A 25432-nucleotide genomic window follows, 5' to 3' on the forward strand; every position below is an offset into this window, starting at 1 on the left:
GTGTCTTTTCCCGTATCCTTTTTATTCGTCTTGAGTTAAGGTGGATACTTGCCAAGTGACGCCAAATTTGTCTTGCACTTGTCCATACAGCGGACTCCAGAAAGTCTGCTGAAGTTCCATTGTGACAAGTCCGTCGATGGATAGCTTCCCAAACACATCTTTTGTTTTTTCAGGAGTGCTGATCATGACAGCGATTCCTACTTGGTCACCGAGTTTCAGCGAGCTGCCAGGAAAGGTGTCCGATAACATCAATTCGTTTTCTCCCACTCTCAGATGCGCATGCAAAACGCGATCTTTTGCTTCTGGCGGAGTTGGATGCTCTGGATTTTCCGGCATATCACCGAATGTTTGTAAACTTAGCACTTGTGCATCCAGTGCATCCTCATAGAACTTGACTGCATCTTGTCCATTACCATCCGTTACAATGTACGCAATGATTCCTTTAACCATGCATCGTCATCCTCATCCATGTTTTTATTTTGGGACCTGTATTGTTTTCGCTGCAAACCGCAATTTTCCTTTATGAAAAGCGGGAACGCTGATCATCTTCCGAAATTTGTGAACGCCCCGCCAATGTAATCTGTCACATTCTCAAGCTTCACATTTTCAATTTCTTCTCTGTAATCCTCGGGGTTATCCTCCGGGGCATAACCGATTTTTGCAGCATCGCGGTTGTCAAAATAATCGTTATGCAAGGAAGAGACACCATAAAACACACTGGTACCAATTCGATCCGCTTCCAGACAGCGGACGATGAGCTGATTCATATCACGGATACTGATCCATGTATTCAGGTTCCGATGCTCGGCTGGTTTTTCGAGATAGCTGCCGATACGGAGGCAGGCGGTTTCAATACCGTGTTTTTTGTGATACATGTTTGCCAGGTTTTCACCGAAAGCCTTACTGGCACCATAGAAAGTATCCGGCAAGTGAGGTGCATCCGGTCCAATCGATTGATTGATCGGATGAAAACCGACAGCATGATTGCTGCTGGCAAATACGATGCGTTTGATGCCGTGTTTCCTCGCAGCTTCATAAATATGGAGGGTACTATCAAAGTTCGCTTTTTGAATCTTTTCATATGTACTCTCCGTGGCGATGGCGCCAAGATGGACAATGGCATCGATGCCATCCATCAGCTGTTCGGTTTCCTGTGCATTTGCTAAATCGGCTTGGATAAAATGACCGTAGCGGTGCAATTCCTCATCTTCCTTCACATCCGTCAAAACCAAATCATACTTACGGTATATAGCTTTTGCTAGATTTTTTCCAATATGTCCTGCTGCTCCTGTGATGAGTGGTTTCAATGATGTTCGCTCCTAGCCTGTTCAAATTTAAGCAGCCACTCTTTCCGCCATGGCTCCCACGCGTAACCAGTAATTTGATTGTTCTTGCCTATCACGCGATGGCATGGGATGGCGATCGCAAAAGCATTACGCCCGATTGCATTTGCAGCTGCCCGTACAGCCTGGCTATTTCCAGCCTGGGCTGCGATTGCGCTGTATGTAGTGGTGGTGCCTATCGGTATCGTTTTGACTTGCTGCCATATGCGCTGTTGAAAAGCTGTTCCAGTCGAAGCCAAAGGAAGCTCGAATGTATGGCGCTGTCCCAGAAAAAATGCTTCCAATTGCATCCTTGCCATTTTTGTCAATTCGTTATCAAAATGAGAAGTGTCATTTGTGAAAGTGATGGAGGTGATCAAACTATCTGTAGCAGTTATTCGTATATTGCCAATCGGAGTAAGTACATTTTCGATATAAGACATGGAATATACCTCCTTGTTGTAGCTGCTGGTTCATTAAAAATATCAACATGGATAAGGAGGGAACCAATATGGTAGACCTTGATATCCAGTAAAATTATAACATGAAGGCAACCAGCCCTCCAAAGATGCACAAAATAGGTTGTTGGAAAATTCTTAAAAATAACCTTGCCAAATAGTCGAACTGCTACTAAAATGTACTTAAATGTTAACGATAACATTTTGGCAGAGGGCAGCTTTTGTCATACAAAATACGACGGGAAGGCGGAGGTGTATGAAGCAATTCATGGCGGAAGATTTTTTGCTGTCCAACAGGACGGCAGAAAGGCTATATCATAGCTATGCAAAGCAGTTGCCGATCATCGATTATCACTGTCATTTGAGCCCCAAGGATATATACGAAAATAAGCAGTTTCGCAATTTGGCTGATGTGTGGCTGGATGGAGATCATTATAAATGGCGATTGATGAGGGCGAATGGGGTGGAAGAAGCATATATCACAGGAGACAAGACAGATAAAGAAAAATTCCTAGCGTGGTCCAAAACCATTCCTATGACGATGGGAAACCCAGTTTTTCATTGGACCCACCTGGAGCTGCAGCGCTATTTTGATATTCATGAAGTGCTGCAAGAGGAAACGGCAGAGCGAATATGGCATAAAGCGAATGCGAAGCTTACAAGCGGTTCCTTCGGGGCCAGGGATATGATTGAGACCTCTAATGTGGAGGTGATTTGTACAACAGACGATCCTATTGATGATTTGGAGTATCACCGGAAAATAAAGGGATTGGATGACTTCCATACGAAGGTGTTTCCAAGCTTTCGTCCTGATAAAGCATTGGCAATCACCAGTGATGGGTTCATGGAATGGGTCCATCAATTGGCAGAGGCAAATGGTCAAGTGATCCAGGATTATGACGACTTTCTTCAGACCTTGCGTGACCGTGTCCGCTATTTCCACGAAGCTGGTGGAAGGGTAAGCGATCATGCCTTGGAACGCGTCGTGTACGAAAAAGCGACAAAAGAAGAAGCCGCCATGATTTATAAAAAAGCAACAGCGGGAGAGGGGATCACCGAAAAGGAAGAAAATCAGTTCAAGACGGTCACTTTGCTGTTCCTGAGCAAGGTCTATAAAGAATTGGGCTGGGTCATGCAATTCCATATCCATGCTTTGCGCAATAACAGCACCCTTGGCTTGGCTAAACTGGGTCCTGATACTGGATATGATGCAATGGATGATGGAGAGCTTGCCAAACCGCTCGTTAAGTTCCTTGACCATCTAGATCGAAGCGATTGCTTACCCAAGACCATCTTGTATTCATTGAATCCAAAGGACAATCCTGTGCTTGCTACAGTTATCGGCAGCTTTCAAGGCGGAGGAGAACCAGGGAAGATGCAATTAGGAACAGCTTGGTGGTTCAATGATCAGCGTGATGGTATGCTGGATCAAATGAAAACGCTATCAAATATGGGCGTGTTCGGGAGGTTCATCGGCATGCTGACAGATTCCAGAAGCTTCTTGTCCTATCCGAGGCATGAGTATTTCAGGCGGCTTGTCTGTGACTTGGTAGGCTCTTGGGTCGAACAAGGGGAAGCACCGAATGACGAGGCTTTGTTAGCGCAAATTGTCGAGAACATTTGTTATCATAATGCAAAAAATTACTTCAATTTTCCTGTCCACTCTTTGAAAAATGCGTGATTCCGCTTCTATACTGATTTCCGTGTTCCCTTTTGTGATATGCTGAAAACAGAAAAATAGAGGGCATACGTAAAGGCGGGTAGAAGAGATGAGTGTGACAATCAAAGATATTGCGAAGCTAGCCAATGTGTCTCATACGACGGTTTCCAGGGCATTGAATGATAGCCCGCTGATCAAAGAAAAAACGAAGAAACGTATTCTGCAATTGGCGGAACAATTGAATTATATACCGGATTATCATGCTAAAAATTTGGTTATGCAAAAGTCTCATACAATCGGATTGTTTTTTACAAGTATGGAAAAGGGGACTTCATCCAGCTTCCTTGTTGATGCGATCCGGGGTGTGAACAAAAGAATAGATGTGCAATACAACCTTTTTGTTCGCGGGATAGATGATTATGATGATTTCTCATACATTAACAACAAGCGGTTTGACGGAATTATCTTAATGAGCCAGAGTGATAAGGACAATGCTTTCATCTACAATATCATGCAAAAGGATATTCCAATTGTCGTACTGAACCGCCAGGTAGACGACGAAGCAGTAATGAATATCATATCTAATGATAAAGAAGGATCTTACAATGCAGGGAAGTACTTTATCGACTCCGGACACCAGAGGCTTGCCATTATCGAGGGGATACACGGCTTCAAATCGACCCAGCAGAGAAGAGATGGTTTCTTGCAGGCGTTGATAGATCATGCAGTTCCGATCCATCAGGAATATCTTGTTCAAGGAAACTATGAGATGCATAGCGGTTATGAGGCGATGAATAAGCTGCTTGATTTGCCTGAACCGCCAACAGGCGTCTTCTGTTCCAATGATGACATGGCAATCGGAGCGATGAATGCTGTGTTTGAGCGGAATCTTCAAGTTCCGGCAGATGTATCGATCATTGGATTCGATGATATGGAATCAGCGAGGTATACAAATCCTTCACTTACGACGATCAAAAGGCCGATTGAAAGAATCAGCATGGCTGGGATGGAAGCGATTCTAACCTTGATAGATGGGAAGGAAGCTTTACCGCATAAACGATCGATCGATACTGAACTTATCATTCGAAAATCAGTCAGTGAGCGCAGTGGCTAAGCCGTAATCGGTCTAGCCAACGCCGTTTTGTTAACGTGTGCATTAAAAGGGGAGGAGCAAATGCATTTGAAACGGAATCATCATCCCGTCGCACCCCAGCGGGAGACTGTCTTACAGTTTGGCGATGGTGTGTTTTTAAGAGGGTTTGCAGATTGGATCATCCATCATATGAATCAGAAAGGACTATTTCAGGGAGGTGTTGTGACTGTCAACCCTCGCCGCTCAGGCAATGCCGAAAAAATGAATGACCAAGATGGACTTTATACTGTCTCGATACAAGGTATGCATGAAGGAAAGCTTATCAAGAGGGATGAAATCGTCAGTTGTATAAAAAGGGGAATCCATCCTTATCTCAACTATCCATCTTATATAAAACTCGCGGAAAGTGATGATTTGCGATTCGTCATATCAAACACGACGGAGGCCGGAATTCGTTATCGGGAAGGAGAGAGACTGAACGACCAGCCGCAAGAGAGTTTTCCGGGTAAACTGGCAGCATTTCTCTATCGCCGATATCAATATTTTGAAGGGGATCCGGAAAAAGGACTGATTTTCCTGCCGTGTGAATTAGTTGCGAATAATGGCGGACTGCTACGTGAAATCATCTTACGGTATGCAGAGGAATGGCAGCTGGAAGCTACTTTTATCGACTGGGTTAATCAGGCCAATACGTTTTGTAATACGCTTGTTGACCGTATCGTCCCTGGCTATTCCGAGGAGGATGCTTTGCGTATCCAGCAGGAGCATGGTTATGAAGATAAGCTAGCGATTGTGGCAGAGCCTTATTATAAATGGATCATCGATGCTCCATCATTTGTACAAGAGGAATTCCCCGCTGCTGCTGCCGGTCTTCGAGTTCAGTTCGTAAGCGAACTAGGTCCATATGCATTGCTGAAAGTAAGAATCTTAAATGGATTGCATACTGCCATCATGCCGATAGCCTATCTCGCTGGGAAAGAAACGGTCAGGGAGGCAACAGAAGATCCATTGATTGGTTTATTGCTGAAATCCCTATGTTATGAAGAAATCATTCCGGTCTTGGGCGTAGGTGAGGAGGAAGCCATTGCTTTTGCAGAAGCGATATTCGAACGTTTCCGCAATCCATTCATCCGTCATGATTTATCCAGCATATCCTTGAACAGCATTTCGAAGTTCCGCACAAGAAATGTACCTACTCTGAAAGCTTATATCGAGTCTTACGGAAGAGTGCCGAGATATCTTGCCTTCTCTCTGAGCGCATTACTAGTCTTTTATCGAGGTGTAAGAGCTGGTCAGCGAGTTCCGCTGAATGATCAAGAGGATGTTCTGGAATTTTTCGGCTCAGTATGGCATGCCGAAGAGGGAAACTTGCTACATTTGACTGTTTCCAAGATTCTGGCCCAGGAAAATCTTTGGGGAGAGGATTTGACGGAGTATGGTGAATTGGCTGGGCAAGTGGTGAAACAAGTGGAGATGATGCTCACTTATGGAATGGGAGAATCACTGATACGACTGTTCCAAGTGAAGACAACTTGAAAGGAGGACAAGGATGAAGGATGTCATCAAAATTCACAATGATGATAATGTAGCGGTAGCACTACGACATTTCAAAGAGGAAGAGAAACTGACGATTGCCGATCAATCCGTCATGGTGCAAGATGGTGTGGCTCGCGGCCATAAGTTTGCTTTGATGCCAATAAAAGCAGGGGAGGCTATTCGGAAGTATGGAGCGGTGATTGGTTATGCCACAAAAGAAATCGAGGCTGGTGAATGGGTTCATACACACAATATGGAGACCAATCTTCACGATGCCATCACCTATACGTATGAGCCCAAGCAATATCAGATGCCAGTACCCGAGCAGCTTCGGACATTCATGGGGTACCGCCGAAAAAATGGAGCTGTTGGTGTACGCAATGGGCTTTGGATTGTTCCCACCGTAGGTTGTGTCAATGGAATCGGTGAACAAATCATCAAAGCATTCGAAGCCGAAATGGCCGGGCAGCATCCTTTTGATCATGTGATGGTCCTGAAACATCACTTTGGCTGTTCCCAGCTGGGCGACGATCACATCAATACACGCACAATCCTCCAGCAAATGGTCAAACATCCTAATGCAGGAGGTGTTCTCGTCCTAGGGTTGGGCTGTGAAAATAATACGTTGGACGCTTTTAGGCAGACGATGGGGTCTTTTGATGAAAGCAGAGTGAAATTCCTTGGCTCACAGGATGCAGATGATGAAATCGAGGAAGGTGTACGGCTTCTCAAGGAAATAAGCCAAGCAGCCTGCCATGACAAAAGAGAGGAAGTATCCGTGAGTGAGCTGAAAATCGGTCTGAAATGCGGGGGATCGGATGGATTATCCGGGATTACAGCTAATCCATTGCTCGGGAAATTTTCGGATTGGCTGATTGCATCGGGCGGATCGACTGTTCTCACAGAGGTGCCAGAAATGTTTGGCGCAGAGACCTTACTTATGGAAAGGGCACAAGATGAGGAGGTCTTCAACAAGATTGTACAGCTGATCAATGACTTCAAAGCATATTTTATCGAACATGGTCAGCCGATATATGAGAATCCTTCTCCTGGCAACAAGGAAGGCGGCATTACGACATTGGAAGACAAATCGCTGGGGTGTACACAAAAAGCAGGAGTTGCCCCGGTAGTTGACGTAATAAACTATGGAGAGATTCTTAAACATAAAGGTCTAAATCTGCTGAATGCACCCGGAAATGACTTGGTCGCTTCGACAGCGCTTGCAGCTGCGGGCTGTCAGATAGTATTGTTCACAACTGGCAGGGGAACACCATTCGGCACATTCGTGCCTACGATGAAGATTGCAACAAACACGGCAATCTATGATAAAAAACAGCATTGGATCGATTTTAATGCCGGTACGATCGTCGAGACTGAAAATGAGAAAGCGGTATTGGAACTTTTTATTGATAGCATCATCGAGTCGGCCAGCGGAGCAGAAGTAAAAAATGAGAGAAATGGATTCCGCGAGATTGCTATTTTTAAGACAGGAGTCACTTTATAAAGGAAGTGTTTTTTTATCACATAATGAATGCGCTTTCAACGAAGCTGAACGATGTCCTCAATTTTTGGAGCTTCCCAAGATTAACGTTAACAAAGAAAATAAAGTTTCGTTAAGACTACGACTATTAAAGGCAGTGTTTCCCAATATGAAATATATCTATTTCGTTTCACGTTAACATGAGGGTGTTCAAAAAGAGCGATGGATGAGATTGCATGCTGAACTGGAGATTAGGCAGTAATCCCCATTCCTTCCTCACCATCGCTAAAAAACCAAAAGGCTACTATCATTGAAACATAAATGACAGTCGTAGACAAACAAAAGGATAGATGTTTCTTAAGCGTAGCTGTAAAAAGGAGCAAATCTACGTGCAAAGAAAAATTGGGCTGACGCATCAAGTTGCTTATGGAAGTGCAAATTTGCTAGGAAGCGGAGCGCTCGCTATCAGCGGCGCCTGGTTGATGTATTTTTATACGACATTTTGTGGTTTGTCGATCGTACAGGCCGCTGCCATCTTTTCGATAGCAAGTGTAGTGGATGCAATAAGCAATCCGATAATGGGCTTTGTCACTGATAACTTCCATAAAACAAGACTAGGGAAGCGTTTTGGAAGAAGGAAATTCTTTATTTTGCTTGGTATTCCGATGATGGCTGTTTACCCGATGTTATGGGTGGAAGGTTTTGGTTTTTGGTATTACTTGCTCACATTCATCTTGTTCGAGCTCATTTATACAGGAGTCATGGTACCCTATGAAACGCTTGCCGCCGAGATGACGAACGACTTCAGCCTGCGCTCCAAACTGACCGGATTCAAGGCAATCTTCGGGAAAGTCGCCAATTTCCTAGCGGCTTTTATTCCGGGACGGTTTATCGCCGAATACGGCCAAGATTCGCCGCTGCCATTTTTTTATACAGGTCTCTTATATGGGGGAATCATGTTCATTGCACTGATCGGTCTGTATATCTTCTCTTGGGAAAGACCAGCTGATCAGATCAAGGAGGAGCATACAAACTCCTTATGGGAATCGATGAAAAAGCTATTTGTCGATATGCTATCCACATTCCGCATTCGTACGTTCCGTCACCATTTAGGTATGTACTTATTCGGCTTTGGGGCTGAGTGGCTATTTGCATCCGCGTTCACTTACTTTATTGTTTTTGGGCTTGGTCAAGGCTCGGAGCTTGTGTCCAATTTGCTCAGTTTCAGCTCGATCATGCAGTTGATTTCCACGACATTTTTTATCTGGTTGTGTGTACGCATGGGATTTGCCAGACCATATCGTATTGCTCTCAACATTGTCATCTTGAGTGTCATTGCATATACGACGCTTTATTTCACAGGTTCGCAGCATATGGTAATCCTGCTGTTTGCCATCACAATGTTCTTTGGTCTTGGTACAGGCGGAGTGTTCTATATCCCTTGGAATGTGTATACCTTCCTGGCGGATGTCGATGAAGCAGTTACAGGCCGCAGAAGAGAGGGATTGTATGCTGGCGTCATGACCTTTGCCGGCAAACTGACAAGGGCAGTGATCGTCTATATTCTTGGTTGGGTACTTGGCTCTTTCGGATTCGTTTCAGGAGAGACGACTCAGCCGCAATCCGCCGTGTATGCTGTAGTAGGTGTCTTTGCTGTCGGTGTCATTTGTCTGGCGATCGGGGGAGTCATCTCCGCGTATAAGATGAAGCTTGACCGTCAATCACATAGTATTCTTATTGGCGAAATCGAACGCGTAAACAATGGAGGCTCGATGAAAGAGGTGAAGGAAGAGGTCCGCAACATAATGGAAGCGCTAACAGGATTCCCTTATGACAAGTGCTTCGGCAACAATAATGTTGGGTACAAATCCAAGCAAATAGATGACAACAAACAAGGTAAATTCACTTCTTGAATAAATATAATGGAAAGGGTGTTATCATGATAAACCAAAAAACAAAGAAGCTGCATAATGATTGGGCCGAAAAGACAGCATTATCCGTCATGAGAAGAAAGCCGGAGATCAATACGAAATGGGAATATGAAGATGGGGTTGTCCTCCAAGGAATGGAACTTGTTTATCATCGGACCAATGATAGGAAGTATTTAGATTACATGGTGAAGAGCATGGATCTTTTTGTTGATGCAGATGGTAATATACCAAAGTATGCACCGACAGAGTACAACATCGATCATATCAATAATGGAAAAGTTTTATTGGCTTTATACGAACATACTGGGGAAAAACGTTATAAGAAGGCAGCAGCCTTGCTGCGTGATCAACTGCGGACGCATCCTCGTACAAGCGAAGGCGCTTTTTGGCATAAGATGATTTATCCGTATCAGATTTGGCTGGATGGACTCTATATGGGATCGGTATTTTATGCCCGTTATATTCAGGAGTTCGGGGAAGAGCATGAATTTGATGATGTGCTGAAGCAGTTCGACATATCCTATCGTCATACAAGAGATGACCAAACAGGTCTCTTGCACCATGCCTGGGATGAGAAAAAGGAGCAGCCCTGGTGTGACAAGGATACAGGGTTATCCAAGCATTTTTGGAGCAGATCGGTAGGGTGGTATGTAATGGCAATTGTGGATGTATTGGATTATCTTCCAATTCATCATGACGGACGGAAGAAACTGCTTCGGATGCTCGAGGAAACTTTGGCAGCGTTAATGCTGGTACAGGACAAGGAAAGCGGTACCTGGTACCAAATCCTTAATCAGCATGGGCGCAAGGGGAATTATTTGGAATCATCCGGAACAGTGATGATCTTATACGCGATTGCAAAAGGTATCCGAAAAGGCTATTTGCCGGAGAAGTGGTTCGATCAAGCGGAAAGGATCTATCGCGGTATATTGGATGAATTCATCTTGGAGACGAAGGAAGGCTTCGTGAACGTCAACAAAATTTGCCAAGTGGCAGGACTTGGTGGAAAAGATAAACGGGATGGCTCCTTTGCATATTATATTAGTGAACCGATTGTCGCCAATGATCATAAAGGTGTTGGTCCATTCATCTTGGCAAGCGCAGAAATGGAAATGCTGCAGGCGAAAAAATGATAGAGATGAAAAAACTGCTGCGGTCTGCAGCAGTTTTTTTCATAGATCATGCTGGGGAAGCTGGCTGTATAGCGAGCGCAGGTAAGCGATGCTTTTTTCTATATGAGGTTCTTTCGTACTCTCCAAAATGATTTGGATATACGGTTTTTTCTTGTGTATAAGGGAAAAGAGCAATTCATAATTCAACATTCCCGTGCCGACTGGTACTGTCACCAGTTTACCGTCCTGAATGGTGAAATCTTTGGCATGTATAATGGAAATATCGTCAGCGAGCAATTCGAATGCCTGCGTAATGATCTTATCTTGGTCTGTGTATGTAGCAGTTGTCAGCAGGTTGACTGGATCGAATATTACCGTGACATTGGAAGATCTGATGGTTTCCAGTAAGCGCTTTAATTTGTCGGCAGAATGAATAGGATGATTAACCCCAGCTTCTATCCCGACACACACACCGAATTTCTCTGCTTCAATAGCTAATTCCCTGACACTTTCGACGACTTGCTGAAAGGGCTCTTCGTGGAAGTTATCCTCCGTATAAACAATTTCTTCTCGTACATTGCCTGTTTCGGTGGCTACAATTCGGCAGCCAAAGTCGCTTGCCCATTTTAGGTGTTCCTTGAATGTATCCAAGCTGGTGCGTCTTTTTTTCGGATCGGGATGAATCATGTTGATATAACAACCGAGTACGGCAATGGTGATTCCATGCTGTTCGAATGTCTGGCGTAAAGTTGCACCCAGTCCTGGTGTCAGACTGCCAGCATCCGTTTGCAAATGCGGAAAGGATTTACCCAATGCAAGCTGCACTGCTGTCAGCCCTTTCTGCTTTATCTGTTCAGCAAGCGTTTCCGCCGTGACAGTTGAAAAATCATGTCCCCTGATACCTAAGTTCATTTCCATTCCTCCTTATCATAAGCAGCAACATAGGTGTGCATCCTCATGCAGTTGGAGTATCTGGTTGCTATTACCAGTATAGCATCCACCCAATAAAACTGTATAAGGATGTCTGGTAAAAAAGAAAGCACGTTAAAAAAGGCAGAAGGCAACCGGCTAAATAGCAAGTTTCCTTCTGCCTTTTGGCATTTATGATGATTAGCTGTACATCGCTGCAATTTCTTTCTGCAGCTTCTTATCCGAAACATATTCATCGTAAGTCATTTCTTTATCCACGATACCGTTAGGCGTGATCTCGATCAGACGGTTCGCGATACTGTTCACAAACTGCTGGTCATGGGAAGTGAATAGAAGCACGCCTTTGAATTTGATCAACCCTTCGTTCAAGGATTGGATGGATTCCAGATCCAAGTGGTTCGTCGGTTCATCCATTACTAGGACATTGGATTTGCTCAGCATCATCTTCGATAGCATACAGCGTACTTTTTCCCCTCCGGAAAGTACACTCGCTTCTTTCAGTGCATCTTCTCCGCTGAACAGCATACGGCCAAGGAAGCCGCGAAGGAACGTTTCTGTCTGATCCTCCGGTGAATATTGACGAAGCCATTCAACCAACGTCAGGTTCACACCATCAAAGTATTCGGAGTTGTCTTTCGGGAAGTACGATTGGGAAGTCGTGATGCCCCATTTGTACTCGCCAGCGTCAGGCTCCATTTCACCCATGATGATTTTCAGGAGTGCCGTTTTTGCGATTTCGTCGCGTCCGACTAGAGCAACCTTATCTTCACGGCCGATTGTGAAGCTCACATTATCCAGTACTTTGACACCATCGATTGTTTTCGTAATGCCTTTTACTGTCAATACATCATTACCGATTTCACGCTCTTGCTGGAACCCTACATATGGATAGCGGCGAGAAGAAGGTTTGATGTCTTCCAAAGTAATGTTATCAAGCATCTTCTTACGGGATGTCGCTTGCTTCGACTTGGAAGCATTGGCACTGAATCGCGCGATGAAGGCTTGCAATTCTTTGATTTTCTCTTCTTTTTTCTTGTTTTCATCCTGTGCCATTTGCGTAGCAAGCTGGCTGGATTCATACCAGAAATCATAGTTACCTACATAAAGCTGGATCTTACCGAAGTCGACATCCGCGATATGGGTACAAATCTTGTTTAGGAAGTGACGATCGTGGGATACGACGATGACGGTGTTCTCGAAATTGATCAAGAACTCTTCTAGCCATTGGATCGCCTGCAAATCAAGTCCGTTGGTCGGCTCATCCAGCAGCAAAACATCCGGGTTACCGAACAAAGCTTGTGCAAGGAGCACTTTCACTTTCTCCGCCCCAGTCAATTCCGCCATTTTTTTATCATGCAAATCCTCTGGGATACCAAGTCCTTTCAGAAGGACAGCGGCATCGGATTCAGCTTCCCAACCGTTCAGCTCAGCGAATTCACCTTCAAGTTCAGCAGCACGCATTCCATCTTCCTCGGAGAAGTCAGCCTTTGCATAAAGGGCATCTTTTTCTTCGATGATTTTGAATAGACGTTCATGTCCCATCATGACGGTTTGCAGAACTTCGTGCTCTTCATAACCGAAATGGTTCTGTTTCAAGAAAGCAAGACGCTCTCCGTCACCCATCGACACGTTACCAACTTGCGGCTCAACATCACCAGAAAGTACCTTCAGGAAAGTGGATTTTCCGGCACCGTTCGCACCGATGACACCGTAGCAGTTACCAGGGGTGAACTTTATATTAACTTCTTCAAATAGCTTTTTGTCGCCATATTGCAGACCTACATTATTTACCGTTATCATGTATACCTTTTCCTCCATGATCAAAAATGTCACGCATGCCTTAAGCTTACGGGATTTATAGGTGTAAGTCAATGTTCTAAATTTTGTATGATACGTGCTAGATGCACCAATGGTGAAACCTTTTCGAGTTGCAGTCCCGTGCCCGCCGCTCCCGAAAAACGCTGCCATATGCTAAACTATAGGAAGTGATTCGAGAAAGGATGTTTTCATGGGTAAAACGGTTGTACTGGCAGAGAAGCCATCTGTCGGCCGCGATATAGCGCGTGTTCTTGGATGTACGAAGAAAACGAACAGCTATATGGAAGGTAAAGACTATATTGTGACATGGGCGCTTGGTCATCTAGTGACGCTTGCGGATCCTGAAACATATGACGATAAATACAAAACTTGGAATATAGAAGATCTGCCGATGCTGCCCGACAAGCTGAAGCTTGTTGTGATCAAGCAGACAGGTAGACAATTCAGCACGGTGAAAACACAGCTGAATAGAAGCGATGTCAGTGAGATTGTCATCGCGACGGATGCCGGACGTGAAGGGGAACTTGTAGCGCGCTGGATTTTGGAGAAAGCACGTGTGAACAAGCCGGTGAAGCGTTTGTGGATCTCCTCTGTAACGGACAATGCGATCAAGGATGGTTTCAAAAACCTGAAAAGCGGCAAACAATTTGAAAATCTGTATAAAGCAGCGGTAGCCCGTTCGGAGGCTGACTGGTATGTCGGACTGAATGCGACACGAGCTTTGACAACGAAGTTCAATGCACAGCTATCCAGCGGACGTGTGCAGACACCGACACTCGCGATGATCCATCAGCGGGAAGAAGAGATCAAGAACTTCAAGCCGGAGACATTCTACGGCATCGAAGCCAAGACGCAAAAAGGCTTGCGCCTCATCTGGAAAGATCAGAAGCATAACAGTACACGCACATTCTCCAAAGACAAAGCCAAGCAGGTACTGCAGAAGCTGCATCAGGTGAAGGGTACAGTGAAGGAAGTGGAGAAGAAGCTGAAGAAAAGCTATGCTCCGCAATTGTATGACTTGACTGAATTGCAGCGCGATGCCAACCGTCTGTTTGGCTTTGGTGGTAAAGAAACACTGAATATCATGCAGCAGCTGTATGAACGTCATAAACTTTTGACATATCCGCGGACTGATTCCCGCTATCTGTCCTCAGATATCGTGCCGACGCTCAAGGATCGTGTAAAAGCTGCAGGTGTAGGCAGCTACGGCCGTTTGGCGACGAAAATCACAAATGCACCGATCAAAGCGACAAAAGCTTTTGTGGATGATAAAAAGGTATCGGATCACCACGCGATCATTCCGACAGATCAAAATGCATACGGCGCCGATCTTTCCGATAAAGAACGGAAAATCTATGACTTGGTCATCAAGCGTTTCTTTGCGGTCTTGTTCCCGCCATTTGAATATGAACAGACGACGTTGACTGTCGATGCTGCGGGGGAACTATTCACCGCCAAAGGAAAAATCGTGAAGAAACAGGGCTGGAAGGAAGTCTATGCAAACCGTTTCGATGATGAGGAAGCTGATGATGACCAAACGCTGCCGAATGTCGAAAAAGGTGAAGAGTGGACGCTTACGTATCGGATGACAACAGGCGAAACAAAACCTCCGGAAAGATTCACGGAAGGTACTTTGCTGCATGCGATGGAAAACCCAGTCCGCTTCATGGCTGGAGAGAAAAAAGATCTTATCAAAACGATCGGCCAAACTGGCGGACTTGGCACCGTTGCGACACGGGCCGATATCATCGATAAATTGTTCAATACGTTCTATATCGAGAAACAGGGCAAATATTTGAAAATCACTTCCAAAGGACGACAGCTGCTGGAGCTCGTACCGGAAGACTTGAAATCCCCTGCCCTGACAGCTGAATGGGAGATGAAGCTAGGTGCCATTGCCGAAGGAAAGCTGAACCAGAAGCAATACATCTCCGAAATGAAGCAATATGCCAAAGAAGTCGTCACGCAAATCAAGAACAGTGAACACAAATACAAGCATGATAATATTACTGGAACACAATGTCCTGATTGCGGCAAGCTGATGCTGGAGGTCAATGGTAAACGCGGTCGCATGCTCGTCTGTCAGGATCGGGAATGCGGACATAAGAAGAATATCGCCAAAACGACGAATGCCCGCTGTCCGAACTGCCATAAACGTTTGGAGCTTCGCGGAGAGGGAGAAGGCCAGATGTTCTTCTGTAAATGTGGACATCGTGAAAAACTAAGTACATTCAACGAGCGTCGTAAAAAGGAAAAATCTAATAAAGCAAGCAAACGCGATGTACAAAAGTATTTGAAGAAAAACCAGCAGGATGATGGCTTTGCCAATACTGCTTTAGCAGATGCGTTAGCGAAATTTAAGAAACAGTAAATAGGAAAACCTGCCGATTGCGTGTCGGCAGGTTTTTTTAATGCATGCGGGATGACGTTCCCTCTTGCAAGCTGAGTTTGCTTACCACATCATCCCAGACGATTTTTCCTCCGTAAACGAGGAAGACAACACCAAATATTACATCCAAGTAAGCCTGAAATCTGACGACAATCTTTCGAATACGTTTCATACCGACAAGAAGCAATGTTCCTATATACCATGCGCTATTGCCAATCAAGAAGCAAACGATCAGCAACAACGGATTGTGCAACTGATCTGTACTGGCGAATTGCGGGAAAATACTGAGGAAGAACAAGCTGACTTTCGGATTCAGGAAGTTGCTTAAAAATCCCATACGAAAAGCCTGTGTTTGCGAAATTGTCAATATTGCTTCATCCTGCTTTCGTTTCTGACCGCGACGGACAAGATGAATAATCTTCTTTATTCCGAGATAAATCAGGTAACATGCACCGAGCAGTCGGATTGCAGTGAACAGAATGACGGACTGTTGCAGGATCATCGATAGACCTAGCAAGGCAAAGCTGATATGGATTAGCAGACTGCAGCGGTTGCCAAGCAATGTGATGAAGCCGAATCTTTTGCCTTGTGACAATGTGTTCCGTGTCATAAGCAGGAAATCAGGACCCGGCGTTGCAGCCAAAGCAAATCCGAGCAGGATGATATCAAGCATGGGGAAGCCTCCTTTTTCAAAAATTCTAACATTTTCGAAAAAGAAAGAGAATGCACATAGAAAATCTTTATGGAGGCAGGAGCAGACTTTCTCTTTATGGAATGAGTATGCAGGAGGAGATAGACATGCCACCGAAACATATAGTTTCTGCAGCAGCAATCGTTCGCAATGAACAAGATGAAATCCTATTGATTAAAGGACCGAGAAGAGGCTGGGAGATGCCTGGCGGACAAGTGGAAGAAGGCGAATCACTCACTCAAGCAGCAATACGGGAAGTGAAGGAAGAAAGCGGGATAGAAATCGAAGTGACGAAGTTTTGCGGAATCTATCAAAATGCAGGGGAAAGTATTTGCAATACGTTATTCCTTGGCAAACCGACGGGTGGTGTTTGTACGCCATCAGAAGAGAGCTTGGAAGTTGGATATTTTCCACTTGAGCAAGTCAGGAGCATGGTTACTTGGGGAAATTACTTGGATCGGATCGAGAGCTGCCTCGATGAAAATCAACACCCTTTTTATGTAGCATTCTAATACATAAGAAGCACCTTGCTTAGGAAAAATAAGCAAGGTGCTTTGTCGTTTTCAAACGAGAATCGCAGGGAAATAGGAATGTAAAACAGGGAAGGGTGACGTTGTATGTCCATGCCGAAGGAAGAAGGATTAGATCATAGTCTTGCATTTTTAAAGGAAGGTTATGAGTTCATCCTGCACCGGAGGAAGAGCTTTCAGTCCAATGTGTTCGAGACAACCTTGCTAGGGAAAAAGGCGATTTGTCTTGGCGGTAAAGAAGGAGCAGAATTATTTTATGATACGGATAAGTTCATACGTGCTGGAGCAGCTCCAAATCGGCTTGTCAAAACGCTGTTCGGTGAAGGTGGCGTGCAGACGCTGGATGGGGAACAGCACCGTAAACGCAAGGCGATGTTCATGTCCATCATGACAAAGACACAACTGCAACAACTCGATCAATTGCTGGAAACGGAATGGGAGAAAGCCAGCGAGCAGTGGGAAAAAAACGATCAAATAACGCTATATAAAGAATCACAGAAAATCTTGATGAAGGCAGCATGTGACTGGGCAGGGGTACCGCTGGATGATGAAGAAAAAAGGACAGACCAAATGCGCTGCCTTTTCGAATCGCCAGCTAGCTTAGGACTTGCCCACTGGAAAGGACGCACCTCTCGTTCTGATGCAGAAGACTGGATCGCTGAACTTGTCGAGCAGGTAAGGAACGGGGATCTGCATGCGACCAAGGAGGGCGCACTCCGTGTCTTTTCCGAGCATCGGGACAGTGATGGGAAACTGCTGCCGCAGAGAATAGTTGCTGTAGAAGTGCTGAATATTCTGCGGCCGATTGTCGCCATCAGTATTTATATAGCGTTCGCTGCACTTGCATTGCATCAATTTCCGCAAGAAAGCGAACGGTTGAAAAAAGGAGATGGCAGCATCCGCCGATTCGTCCAGGAAGTCCGCCGCTTTTACCCATTCTTCCCGGCGACTGTCGCAAAAGTGAAACAGGACTTCGAATGGAAGGGATATCAGTTCAAAGAAGGTACGATGACCTTGCTTGATTTGTATGGTAACAATCATGATCCGAATCTATGGGAACAGCCGGATTTATTCCGCCCAGATCGATTCCTTGATTGGAAGGAAAGTCCGTTTGACTTCATCCCGCAGGGTGGCGGGGTCTTCGACATGGGACATCGCTGCGCAGGAGAATGGGTCACGATACAAGTGATGGAAGTTAGCATCGATTTTCTTGTAAACCGCCTGCAATATACTGTACCGAAACAGGATTATAGCTATAGCTATTCCTCCATGCCCAGCATGCCGAAAAGTCAAATAATACTGGCTGATGTTCGGAAGCAAAACAATTGATTCGTAATAATATGCGATAATGAAGGGGAGGGGAGAGATTATCTATGGAAATCCTGCTTTTCCTTATCGCAGTTACTTTACATAACGTAGAGGAGGCTTTCTTTTTGCCTGCTTGGTCCAAGACAAGCAGGTTTCAAAAGACTGTAGAACCAAATGTATTTCGCTTTGCGGTAATAGTGATTACTTTACTTGCATACTCCATTGGTGCCTTGTATCTGCTTTGGCCATCTAATATATATTTTCAATACCTTCAGGCTGGTTTGATTGGCGCTATGCTCTTGAATGTAGTCGTGCCCCATGTCGTTGCAACGATTGCAGAGAAAAGATATGCGCCCGGCATCGTCACAGGTATTGGCTTGATTTTTCCCTTTGGAGGTCTGGCAGTGTATCATATCCTTCAAGTTACAGAGATTACCATCTTGGAGATTGTTGTTACCTCTATTTGCATCGGCATTTTACTGTTAGGTTTAATACTTGCACTGTTTGCTATCGGAAAACATTTCTTTTATCGTTAGTCCTAGTCATTCCAGGTCCTTTTGACCGAATACAAGCTTTACATAAATCTCCTTAAATGGATAACACAAAAGGAAGTAATATAGTACAATTTTATAGTTATGTTTGAGAACGTTTTATTGGTAAACGGAGAAACCGGGTAAAAAGGGGATATTGGCATGGAAACAGATTGGTATAAATTAGATAGTGCTGGTAAGCTTTACGCTTCTACTGTTTCTTCCAGGGTATCCACTGTCTTTCGTCTTTCTGCAAGTATGTATAAATCTATCAATGCTTCACTACTCCAAGAAGCTTTAGAGGAAACATTAGAAGAGATGTCTTCTTTTAAAGTTATCGTAAAGAAAGGCGTATTTTGGTATTACTTCGAAAAAACAGCTACTATCCCAACTGTATCTGAAGAGCACTATTATCCTTGTTCCAATCTGTTCTTCAGAGGTCGCAACACATTTCCTTACAGAGTGCTTTACTATAATAAAAAGATTTCTTTGGAACTCTCCCATATGTTGACCGATGGTACTGGAGGGATGGAATTTTTAAAGCTGTTAGTTAGAAACTATTTGAAAAAAGAAGGAGTCAACGTTCCATGTGTAAGAAAAAAGCTTAATGGATTTAATTTCGATAATGCTTTTTTTCAGCATTACGAGAAGATGGTTCCGAACTGGCAGGACACCTTGGATAAAGCCTATAAGCTCCCTTTACGATTGGACAAAAGAGGTGTGTATCACGTTACGACTGGTAAGCTGGAGATTCGGGTATTGAAGAACATAGCAAAGCAGCATCAAACAAGTATCACAACTTATTTGCTGGCGTTATATGCTGAAATATTGATTGATATCCAAGCACAAAATTCGAAAACAAGAAGACCTATTACAATAAATGTCCCTGTTAATTTGCGTAATTTCTTTGAAACGAATACATTGAAAAATTTCTTCGTAAGTGTTCCGGTAACGATCGACCCTCGTCTCGGTACATATAGTTTCGAAGATATCATTGAAACGATCAGTATAGAGCTTAAACGATATCTAAACGATAAACAGTTAAAAACATTAATTGCCCGTGGTGTGAGGGGCGAACGGAATTTCCTGCTTCGAGCGCTTCCATTGTTTGTAAAGGACTGGATCTCCCCGATGGTACACGCCAAGTTTGGTGAAAATTTATATACAAGCTCGATTTCCAATTTGGGGATAATATCACTTGATAAAGAATTGGAAAAACATGTGGAGCGATTTGAATTTTATCCTCCGCCAAGTATCGGTAACAAGATAAAAGCAGGGGTAATAAGCTACAAGGATGATATGTATATCACATTTGGTAATTTGTCGAACGATCGGCTGGTAGAAAGAATGTTCTTTAGAAAACTAGTTAAAGAAGGCGTACGAATAAAAATCGAAACAAACAGGAGTGCATATTGATGGCTTACTGTCCTAAATGCGGGGTCAGTGTCGAAAAAGACCAAGTTCCTTGTCCGCTATGCTTTACATATATACCGAAAATAGTGAGCGATGAAGAGTTGTTGGATGCAAACGGATTTCCGACATACTATAGTTTATATGAGAACCTAGTGAGTTTTTTCATACGCGTCGTGTATCGTGTTCTTTGTGTTTTGATGATCCTGGGATTCCTCATTCCTACCCTTATCGATTTCATATTGAATAAAACGTTGACCTGGTCTTTATATAGTAACTTATCTATCATTATAAGCTGGAGTTTCCTGTACGTTGCCTTTGGCTATGTAAAAGGAACAAGAGACAAAATTATCGTCATACTCATAACGGTATGTGCTGGATTGGTAGGATTTGACGTAATCAATGGATATGCTGGATGGTCAGTCGAGATAGCATTCCCACTCCTGGCGATTACCTTGTCATTACTGATAATAAATATAACTATCTTTAAAAGGAATAGAAGCTGGTTTCGCCAAAGCGGTTATATTATTTTTTCGATTCTTATTCTCCTCATCGGAATTGAATTTATCGTAGGCAGGTATTCAGATACGGAGAATATAGTTTTTCATTCTGTGGATGAACTTCTGCCGTCTACTTTATTAGGTTCTATTTTGCTGCTGATTTCGTATCGGATGCCGAAAAAATGGGTTGAGAAGTTGAAACGGAAATTTCATATCTGAAGTGAATTATGGACGCTCGTAAATTGTTCTTGGTAATTTACGAGCGTTTTTTGTTTGCTCTTCTTTATAGGAGCAATGCGTGGCAAATGAAGCCCTGCGGAAGGGAAGGACGCCCACTCCGGGCTTTCTCGCTTCCTTCTCCGTTCCTAACCGGCTTTTTCCGCTTTTCGGTGATGTCTAGCTCCAAAAGCCAGAAACTGCGCCGGAAGCAATAAATCCCTGCGTGGGTTAAGGCGCCCACTCCGGGCTTTCTCGCTTCCTTCTCCGTTTCTAACCGGCTTTTTCCGCATTTCGGTGATGTCTAGCTGCAAAGACCAGAAACGGAGGTATAAGTGATGAATCCCTGCGTGGGTTAAGGCGCCCACTCCGGGCTTTCTCGCTTCCTTCTCCGTTTCTAACCGGCTTTTTCCGCATTTCGGTGATGTCTAGCTGCAAAGACCAGAAACGGAGGTATAAGTGATGAATCCCTGCGTGGGTTAAGGCGCCCACTCCGGGCTTTCTCGCTTCCTTCTCCGTTCCTAACCGGCTTTTTCCGCTTTTCGTGGTTGTCTAGCTGCAAAGACCAAAAACTGCGGTATAAGGGATGAATCCCTGCGTGGGAATGACACCCACTCCGGGCTCCTTCCCTTATCCCTCCGTTTCTAACCGGTCTTTTCCGCTTTTCGGCGTTGTCTAGCTCCAGAAACCAGAAACTGCGGTATAGGTGATAAATCCCTGCGTGGAAAGGACACCCACTCCGGGCTTTCTCACCTATCCCTCCGTTTCTAAGCGGTTTCTTCCGCTTTTCGTAAGACCAAAGTCTTATGCAAGTTATGGCTGGGGGTCGTTATGGGAGAGGGGGAATGAAGGTAGACTAGGGGTATAAAAGGAGTGAGGCGTGTTGAAGAAGGTGTTATTGGTCATTGGCGCTGTTATTGCTGGGGCGGTGTTGTTGGCGAATCTTGGGTCATTACTTGTACTGGCAGTCAGTGTGGCGATTGGTTATTACGGTTTGAGGAGATTCATCATGACAGATAGTGTTGGTGCCAAGATTGGCTGGGGTGCAGTGATTGGGATTGGCGTTTGCATCTCTCTTTCCAATCTGCCAGCGTTAATCGGTTTGATTGCCCTTGCGGTTCTGTACTACCTGTACAAAGCCTGGAAGAAGGAAAAAGAATCAGAGAAGTTCGATTATACTCTTTAAATTAAAGGAGGAGCATAGTGGACGATTACTTGGAGCAGCGCATCCGTGTGCTGGAGCTGGAAGTGGAGGAATTGAAAGAGCAGGCGAAACCAAGTCAGGTTAACACATGGATTTGGGCGTTTATTCCGATTTTGGCACTGTTAATCCCAGTGTTGGCTCTTGTAGGGAATATATTCTAAACAAAAAAGGAGAGATACACATGGAAAACATTTTTACTCGAATCAAACAGGCGGTTGCAGCAGATTTTCACGAAATTTTGGATAAGAAGGAAGAAAAGAATCCAACGGTGCAGCTTAGCCAGTATATCCGTCAATGTGAGCAGCAAGCGAAGAAAATTCGCGAGTTGATCGAGAAGCAGTATCAGCTGAAGCATGATTTCACGAAGGAATACCATGCAGCACAGGCGATGGCGGATAAGCGGGAGCGCCAGGCGAAGCTTGCACAAGAGCAAGGTGAAACTGAACTTGCTGAACAGGCTCAAGATGAACGCGAGCAATACCAAGAGCGTGCAGATAGGATCAAGGCGATGAAGGAAAAAGCGGATTCTGATTTGCAGGAGCTGGAGAAAAAATACGTACAGATGAAGCACAAGCTGAAGGATCTCTATGTAAAGAAAATGGAATTCTCCGAGCGGGAAAATGTCGCAAAAGCGCACCGCGGGATGAATGAGATTCTCAAGAACAAGCCGGAATTCGAATTCGCTTCCAATAAATTCAATGACCTGGAAGGATATATTGATCGGCTGGAGCGTAAGGTGGATGCAGATTATCGCAAGATGACGCTTGATGCCAAACTGGCAGATTTGGAAAGGAAATCTAGTTAAAATAAGCATGACGTGGTAATCTAGGAAGGACACAGACGGCTGTGTGCTTCCTTGTTTATACTTGCCGCATGAAAGGGGTGCCTCGGAGTGAAGCCGAACGATACGATACGCTGGCTGCTCATCGCTGCAGCAGTGGTTTTCCTGGCTGAATTAGTGCTATCGGGGACGGGCGTGCTGATTGGTATCGGGATGGGTATACTGTTCATCTACATTGGAAAAAGGCAGTTATCCGGCCGTAAAGGGACGATTTTATTTTGCCTTGGCATATTCATAGTTGGCATGAGTTTATTGCAATCATTGGCTTTTTATCTAGTTTTGACAGCTGGAATCATCTATTACTTTTCCAAAATCCACGATACAACGGATAAACCGCAAGCCTATCAGCCTTCCTTTGACCAGACCACCTCAGGGGAGCAGGTATTCGAACAAAAATCATTGTTCAAGAACAGCTGGTTTGGTGCCCAGTCCGCAGGCAGCACAGTGTACGAATGGCAAGATACTAATATTCAATCCTTTATTGGGGATACGGTCATCGACCTGAATTATACCGTACTGCCGAAAGAAGAAGCTGTCCTGATGGTACGTAAAGTACTGGGGAATGTGCGCATCATCGTTCCATATGATATTGAAGTGGATGTGCATCATTCCGTTGTTTACGGGTCGATCGCCATTTTTGAGCATCGGGAACAGAACAGCTGGAATAAAGTGATTCATATGCGGACAAAAGGTTATCAGCAATCCACCCAGCGTATCAAAATTGTCACAAGTATTGTGGCCGGCAAGCTGGAGGTGGTGCGCGTATGAGTAATATCGTAAAACGCCATGTGGGATTCGGTATGCTGTACAGCCTGCTTTTGCTTGCGGGATTGGCTGCTTTGTATCTGTTGGATTTTCCAATTGATGATTGGAAATCCATCTGGACCATGCATGAAAGCAACATGCCGTTTCTGATTGCAGCACCACTCTTCGTCTTGTTCTCTGGTGCAATTCTTGGGTTGTTTTCCGGTCTGTACTGGCGCAGGCGCTGGCATCAGGCCGCGCGGGAGTTGGAGAGCATCCGGGAGGGACAGCAGCCTTTGAAGAAGCGCAGTTTCAGTTTATCCGAGCTGCAGCATACATGGACTGAGCTGGAACGTCTGCAAGCTTATATGAATGAACAGGCAAAGCTGGCACAGAAATTGACAAATGAACGAGTGATCGACCGAGAGGAAGAAGTTCAGCGCATCGTCTCGGAAGAAAGAAATCGTTTGGCAAGGGAGCTGCATGACTCCGTCAGCCAAGAGCTGTTTGCGGCCTCCATGCTGATCTCCGCCTTGACGGAATCAGAAGAAGAGAATACGCCAATGTTTACTGCGCTGAAGCAGCTTGAGGTTATGGTCCAGCAATCGCAGCTCGAAATGCGGGCGCTGCTGTTGCATCTTAGACCTGCAGCACTGAAGGGGAAAACGCTGCAGGAAGGAATGGATTTACTTCTTGAAGATTTGCGGGCAAAGGTGCCACTTTCAATTGAGTGGGAGCTGGATACATTTCCAGTGGAGAAAGGTATCGAGGATCAGCTATTCCGCATCGTGCAGGAGTCGGTTTCGAATACGCTGCGTCATGCAAAAGCGGAAAGTCTGTCCATCAAGCTTCTCCAGCGTGACAGCTTCATCATCTTGCTCGTTGCAGATGATGGTATCGGCTTCGAAATAGGCACCGAACAGCCGGGAGCTTATGGTTTGCAAAATATGAAGGAAAGGGCAGCGGAAATCGGCGCCCATCTGCGGGTGGTAAGTGTGCCGAAGCAAGGTACACGCTTGGAGGTACGCGTTCCGATGCTTGATAGGGAGGAAGAAAAAACATGATCAAGGTACTGTTTGTGGACGATCATGAAATGGTACGGATCGGTGTTTCGGCATATTTATCGACACAAGCCGATATCGAGGTAATCGGGGAAGCGGATAATGGAGAGGAAGCAGTAACGCTTGCGCTCGAATTGAAACCAGATATCATCTTGATGGATCTTGTGATGGACCGGATGGATGGCATAGAGGCGACCAGGCAAATCGTCAAAGCCTGGCCCGAGGCAAAGGTGATTGTCGTCACAAGTTTTCTTGATGATGATAAAGTATACCCGGCCCTGGAAGCGGGTGCTGCCAGCTATCTGCTGAAAACATCCAAAGCAACGGAAATAGCGAAGGCGATAAGGTCTACATATAACGGAACAGCTGTTTTCGAGCCGGAAGTGACGAATAAAGTGATGGCCCGCATGCGAAAGCCGCAAGCGCCTGTCTTGCATGATACACTGACAGCAAGGGAGCAGGAGGTATTGCTTTTGATTGCCAAGGGAAGATCCAATCAAGAAATTGCTTCGGAGCTTTTCATCGCTTTGAAGACTGTGAAAGTGCATGTCAGCAATATATTGAGCAAGCTTGAAGTACAGGATCGCACGCAAGCAGCGATCTATGTCCATGAAAATGGGCTGCTCAATTGAAAAAGCAGGCTTCCCATCTAAAGGGATAGCCTGCTT

General features: G+C 44.8%; 24 protein-coding genes. 18 read left to right on the forward strand and 6 right to left on the reverse strand.

The window, feature by feature from the left end; all coding sequences use genetic code 11:
- Positions 1–21 precede the first annotated feature (21 nt).
- From BLQ53_RS00585 to BLQ53_RS00595, 3 genes are all read right to left on the reverse strand, one after another.
- On the reverse strand, positions 22–450 hold the full coding sequence (locus BLQ53_RS00585; protein WP_093724953.1) for a VOC family protein: 429 nt from the start codon (positions 448–450) through the stop codon (positions 22–24).
- 92 nt (positions 451–542) lie between these two features.
- Positions 543–1307: an NAD-dependent epimerase/dehydratase family protein gene (locus tag BLQ53_RS00590; RefSeq protein WP_093724955.1), complete on the reverse strand. Its 765-nt coding sequence runs from the start codon at positions 1305–1307 to the stop codon at positions 543–545.
- Complete coding sequence (locus BLQ53_RS00595; RefSeq protein WP_093724957.1) at positions 1304–1765, reverse strand: methylated-DNA--[protein]-cysteine S-methyltransferase; 462 nt, start codon at positions 1763–1765, stop codon at positions 1304–1306. Before BLQ53_RS00595 ends, BLQ53_RS00590 begins: the two co-directional genes overlap by 4 nt.
- 271 nt (positions 1766–2036) lie before the next feature.
- Here BLQ53_RS00595 and uxaC point away from each other — a divergent pair, with 271 nt between their 5' ends.
- The 6 genes from uxaC (at position 2037) to BLQ53_RS00625 (ending at position 10613) form a co-directional block, all read left to right on the forward strand.
- Entirely contained in the window at positions 2037–3461 is a 1425-nt protein-coding gene (uxaC, locus tag BLQ53_RS00600; RefSeq protein ID WP_093724959.1) for a glucuronate isomerase, read from the forward strand.
- Positions 3462–3549: 88 nt separating this feature from the next.
- On the forward strand, positions 3550–4554 hold the full coding sequence (locus BLQ53_RS00605) for a LacI family DNA-binding transcriptional regulator (protein ID WP_093724961.1): 1005 nt from the start codon (positions 3550–3552) through the stop codon (positions 4552–4554).
- 60 nt (positions 4555–4614) lie between these two features.
- A complete protein-coding gene (locus BLQ53_RS00610; RefSeq protein WP_093724963.1) occupies positions 4615–6069 on the forward strand; it encodes a tagaturonate reductase in 1455 nt (484 codons plus the stop codon).
- A 13-nt stretch (positions 6070–6082) separates the two neighbouring features.
- Complete coding sequence (locus BLQ53_RS00615; RefSeq protein WP_093724965.1) at positions 6083–7573, forward strand: UxaA family hydrolase; 1491 nt, start codon at positions 6083–6085, stop codon at positions 7571–7573.
- Between the two features lie 365 nt (positions 7574–7938).
- Entirely contained in the window at positions 7939–9462 is a 1524-nt protein-coding gene (locus BLQ53_RS00620) for an MFS transporter (RefSeq protein ID WP_093724967.1), read from the forward strand.
- Between the two features lie 26 nt (positions 9463–9488).
- Positions 9489–10613, forward strand: coding sequence for a glycoside hydrolase family 88/105 protein (locus tag BLQ53_RS00625; protein WP_093724969.1), 1125 nt, complete (start codon positions 9489–9491; stop codon positions 10611–10613).
- 39 nt (positions 10614–10652) lie between these two features.
- Here BLQ53_RS00625 and BLQ53_RS00630 read toward each other — a convergent pair whose 3' ends face one another.
- Both BLQ53_RS00630 and BLQ53_RS00635 read right to left on the reverse strand, forming a co-directional pair.
- Positions 10653–11504, reverse strand: coding sequence for a sugar phosphate isomerase/epimerase family protein (locus BLQ53_RS00630; RefSeq protein WP_093724971.1), 852 nt, complete (start codon positions 11502–11504; stop codon positions 10653–10655).
- Between the two features lie 198 nt (positions 11505–11702).
- The gene (locus BLQ53_RS00635) at positions 11703–13322 is read right to left on the reverse strand and encodes an ABC-F family ATP-binding cassette domain-containing protein (RefSeq protein ID WP_093724973.1); all 1620 of its coding nucleotides are present in this window, start codon (positions 13320–13322) and stop codon (positions 11703–11705) included.
- A 208-nt stretch (positions 13323–13530) separates the two neighbouring features.
- Between BLQ53_RS00635 and BLQ53_RS00640 the strand changes: the two genes are divergently transcribed.
- The gene (locus tag BLQ53_RS00640) at positions 13531–15711 is read left to right on the forward strand and encodes a DNA topoisomerase III (protein WP_093724975.1); all 2181 of its coding nucleotides are present in this window, start codon (positions 13531–13533) and stop codon (positions 15709–15711) included.
- Positions 15712–15748: 37 nt separating this feature from the next.
- Here BLQ53_RS00640 and BLQ53_RS00645 read toward each other — a convergent pair whose 3' ends face one another.
- Positions 15749–16402, reverse strand: a complete 654-nt coding sequence (locus BLQ53_RS00645) for a LysE family translocator (protein WP_093724978.1) — start codon at positions 16400–16402, stop codon at positions 15749–15751.
- A gap of 125 nt (positions 16403–16527) precedes the next feature.
- On the opposite strand from BLQ53_RS00645, the gene BLQ53_RS00650 reads away from it, so the two are divergent.
- The 11 genes from BLQ53_RS00650 (at position 16528) to BLQ53_RS00700 (ending at position 25396) form a co-directional block, all read left to right on the forward strand.
- Entirely contained in the window at positions 16528–16932 is a 405-nt protein-coding gene (locus BLQ53_RS00650) for an NUDIX hydrolase (protein WP_093724980.1), read from the forward strand.
- A 105-nt stretch (positions 16933–17037) separates the two neighbouring features.
- Complete coding sequence (cypC, locus tag BLQ53_RS00655; RefSeq protein ID WP_093724982.1) at positions 17038–18279, forward strand: CYP152 family fatty-acid peroxygenase CypC; 1242 nt, start codon at positions 17038–17040, stop codon at positions 18277–18279.
- 44 nt (positions 18280–18323) lie between these two features.
- A complete protein-coding gene (locus BLQ53_RS00660) occupies positions 18324–18794 on the forward strand; it encodes an HXXEE domain-containing protein (RefSeq protein WP_093724984.1) in 471 nt (156 codons plus the stop codon).
- A gap of 156 nt (positions 18795–18950) precedes the next feature.
- The gene (locus tag BLQ53_RS00665) at positions 18951–20204 is read left to right on the forward strand and encodes an alcohol acetyltransferase (RefSeq protein ID WP_093724986.1); all 1254 of its coding nucleotides are present in this window, start codon (positions 18951–18953) and stop codon (positions 20202–20204) included.
- A complete protein-coding gene (locus BLQ53_RS00670) occupies positions 20204–20917 on the forward strand; it encodes a DUF6320 domain-containing protein (RefSeq protein ID WP_093724988.1) in 714 nt (237 codons plus the stop codon). Before BLQ53_RS00665 ends, BLQ53_RS00670 begins: the two co-directional genes overlap by 1 nt.
- Before the next feature lie 889 nt (positions 20918–21806).
- Positions 21807–22100: a lmo0954 family membrane protein gene (locus tag BLQ53_RS00680; protein ID WP_483162411.1), complete on the forward strand. Its 294-nt coding sequence runs from the start codon at positions 21807–21809 to the stop codon at positions 22098–22100.
- A gap of 17 nt (positions 22101–22117) precedes the next feature.
- Complete coding sequence (locus tag BLQ53_RS18800; RefSeq protein WP_170829526.1) at positions 22118–22279, forward strand: hypothetical protein; 162 nt, start codon at positions 22118–22120, stop codon at positions 22277–22279.
- 20 nt (positions 22280–22299) lie between these two features.
- The gene (locus BLQ53_RS00685; protein WP_093724994.1) at positions 22300–22923 is read left to right on the forward strand and encodes a PspA/IM30 family protein; all 624 of its coding nucleotides are present in this window, start codon (positions 22300–22302) and stop codon (positions 22921–22923) included.
- Positions 22924–23010: 87 nt separating this feature from the next.
- Positions 23011–23727, forward strand: a complete 717-nt coding sequence (gene liaF / locus BLQ53_RS00690; protein WP_093724996.1) for a cell wall-active antibiotics response protein LiaF — start codon at positions 23011–23013, stop codon at positions 23725–23727.
- A complete protein-coding gene (locus tag BLQ53_RS00695) occupies positions 23724–24767 on the forward strand; it encodes a sensor histidine kinase (protein ID WP_093724998.1) in 1044 nt (347 codons plus the stop codon). The genes liaF and BLQ53_RS00695 overlap by 4 nt, the downstream gene beginning before the upstream one ends.
- Complete coding sequence (locus BLQ53_RS00700) at positions 24764–25396, forward strand: response regulator (protein WP_093725000.1); 633 nt, start codon at positions 24764–24766, stop codon at positions 25394–25396. Before BLQ53_RS00695 ends, BLQ53_RS00700 begins: the two co-directional genes overlap by 4 nt.
- The last annotated feature ends 36 nt before the right edge of the window (positions 25397–25432 follow it).

It is taken from the genome of Terribacillus halophilus (assembly GCF_900101385.1).
GTDB classification, from domain to species: Bacteria; Bacillota; Bacilli; order Bacillales; family Amphibacillaceae; genus Terribacillus; species Terribacillus halophilus.

Excerpts from the sequence above, each read along its gene's own strand:
- BLQ53_RS00585 (WP_093724953.1), bottom strand. The coding sequence starts at position 450 with ATGGTTAAAGGAATCATTGCGTACATTGTAACGGATGGTAATGGACAA.
- BLQ53_RS00595 (WP_093724957.1), bottom strand. The coding sequence starts at position 1,765 with ATGTCTTATATCGAAAATGTACTTACTCCGATTGGCAATATACGAATA.
- uxaC (WP_093724959.1), top strand. The coding sequence starts at position 2,037 with ATGAAGCAATTCATGGCGGAAGATTTTTTGCTGTCCAACAGGACGGCA.
- BLQ53_RS00605 (WP_093724961.1), top strand. The coding sequence starts at position 3,550 with ATGAGTGTGACAATCAAAGATATTGCGAAGCTAGCCAATGTGTCTCAT.
- BLQ53_RS00610 (WP_093724963.1), top strand. The coding sequence starts at position 4,615 with ATGCATTTGAAACGGAATCATCATCCCGTCGCACCCCAGCGGGAGACT.
- BLQ53_RS00615 (WP_093724965.1), top strand. The coding sequence starts at position 6,083 with ATGAAGGATGTCATCAAAATTCACAATGATGATAATGTAGCGGTAGCA.
- BLQ53_RS00625 (WP_093724969.1), top strand. The coding sequence starts at position 9,489 with ATGATAAACCAAAAAACAAAGAAGCTGCATAATGATTGGGCCGAAAAG.
- BLQ53_RS00630 (WP_093724971.1), bottom strand. The coding sequence starts at position 11,504 with ATGAACTTAGGTATCAGGGGACATGATTTTTCAACTGTCACGGCGGAA.
- BLQ53_RS00635 (WP_093724973.1), bottom strand. The coding sequence starts at position 13,322 with ATGATAACGGTAAATAATGTAGGTCTGCAATATGGCGACAAAAAGCTA.
- BLQ53_RS00640 (WP_093724975.1), top strand. The coding sequence starts at position 13,531 with ATGGGTAAAACGGTTGTACTGGCAGAGAAGCCATCTGTCGGCCGCGAT.
- BLQ53_RS00645 (WP_093724978.1), bottom strand. The coding sequence starts at position 16,402 with ATGCTTGATATCATCCTGCTCGGATTTGCTTTGGCTGCAACGCCGGGT.
- BLQ53_RS00650 (WP_093724980.1), top strand. The coding sequence starts at position 16,528 with ATGCCACCGAAACATATAGTTTCTGCAGCAGCAATCGTTCGCAATGAA.
- cypC (WP_093724982.1), top strand. The coding sequence starts at position 17,038 with ATGTCCATGCCGAAGGAAGAAGGATTAGATCATAGTCTTGCATTTTTA.
- BLQ53_RS00660 (WP_093724984.1), top strand. The coding sequence starts at position 18,324 with ATGGAAATCCTGCTTTTCCTTATCGCAGTTACTTTACATAACGTAGAG.
- BLQ53_RS00665 (WP_093724986.1), top strand. The coding sequence starts at position 18,951 with ATGGAAACAGATTGGTATAAATTAGATAGTGCTGGTAAGCTTTACGCT.
- BLQ53_RS00670 (WP_093724988.1), top strand. The coding sequence starts at position 20,204 with ATGGCTTACTGTCCTAAATGCGGGGTCAGTGTCGAAAAAGACCAAGTT.
- BLQ53_RS00685 (WP_093724994.1), top strand. The coding sequence starts at position 22,300 with ATGGAAAACATTTTTACTCGAATCAAACAGGCGGTTGCAGCAGATTTT.
- BLQ53_RS00695 (WP_093724998.1), top strand. The coding sequence starts at position 23,724 with ATGAGTAATATCGTAAAACGCCATGTGGGATTCGGTATGCTGTACAGC.
- BLQ53_RS00700 (WP_093725000.1), top strand. The coding sequence starts at position 24,764 with ATGATCAAGGTACTGTTTGTGGACGATCATGAAATGGTACGGATCGGT.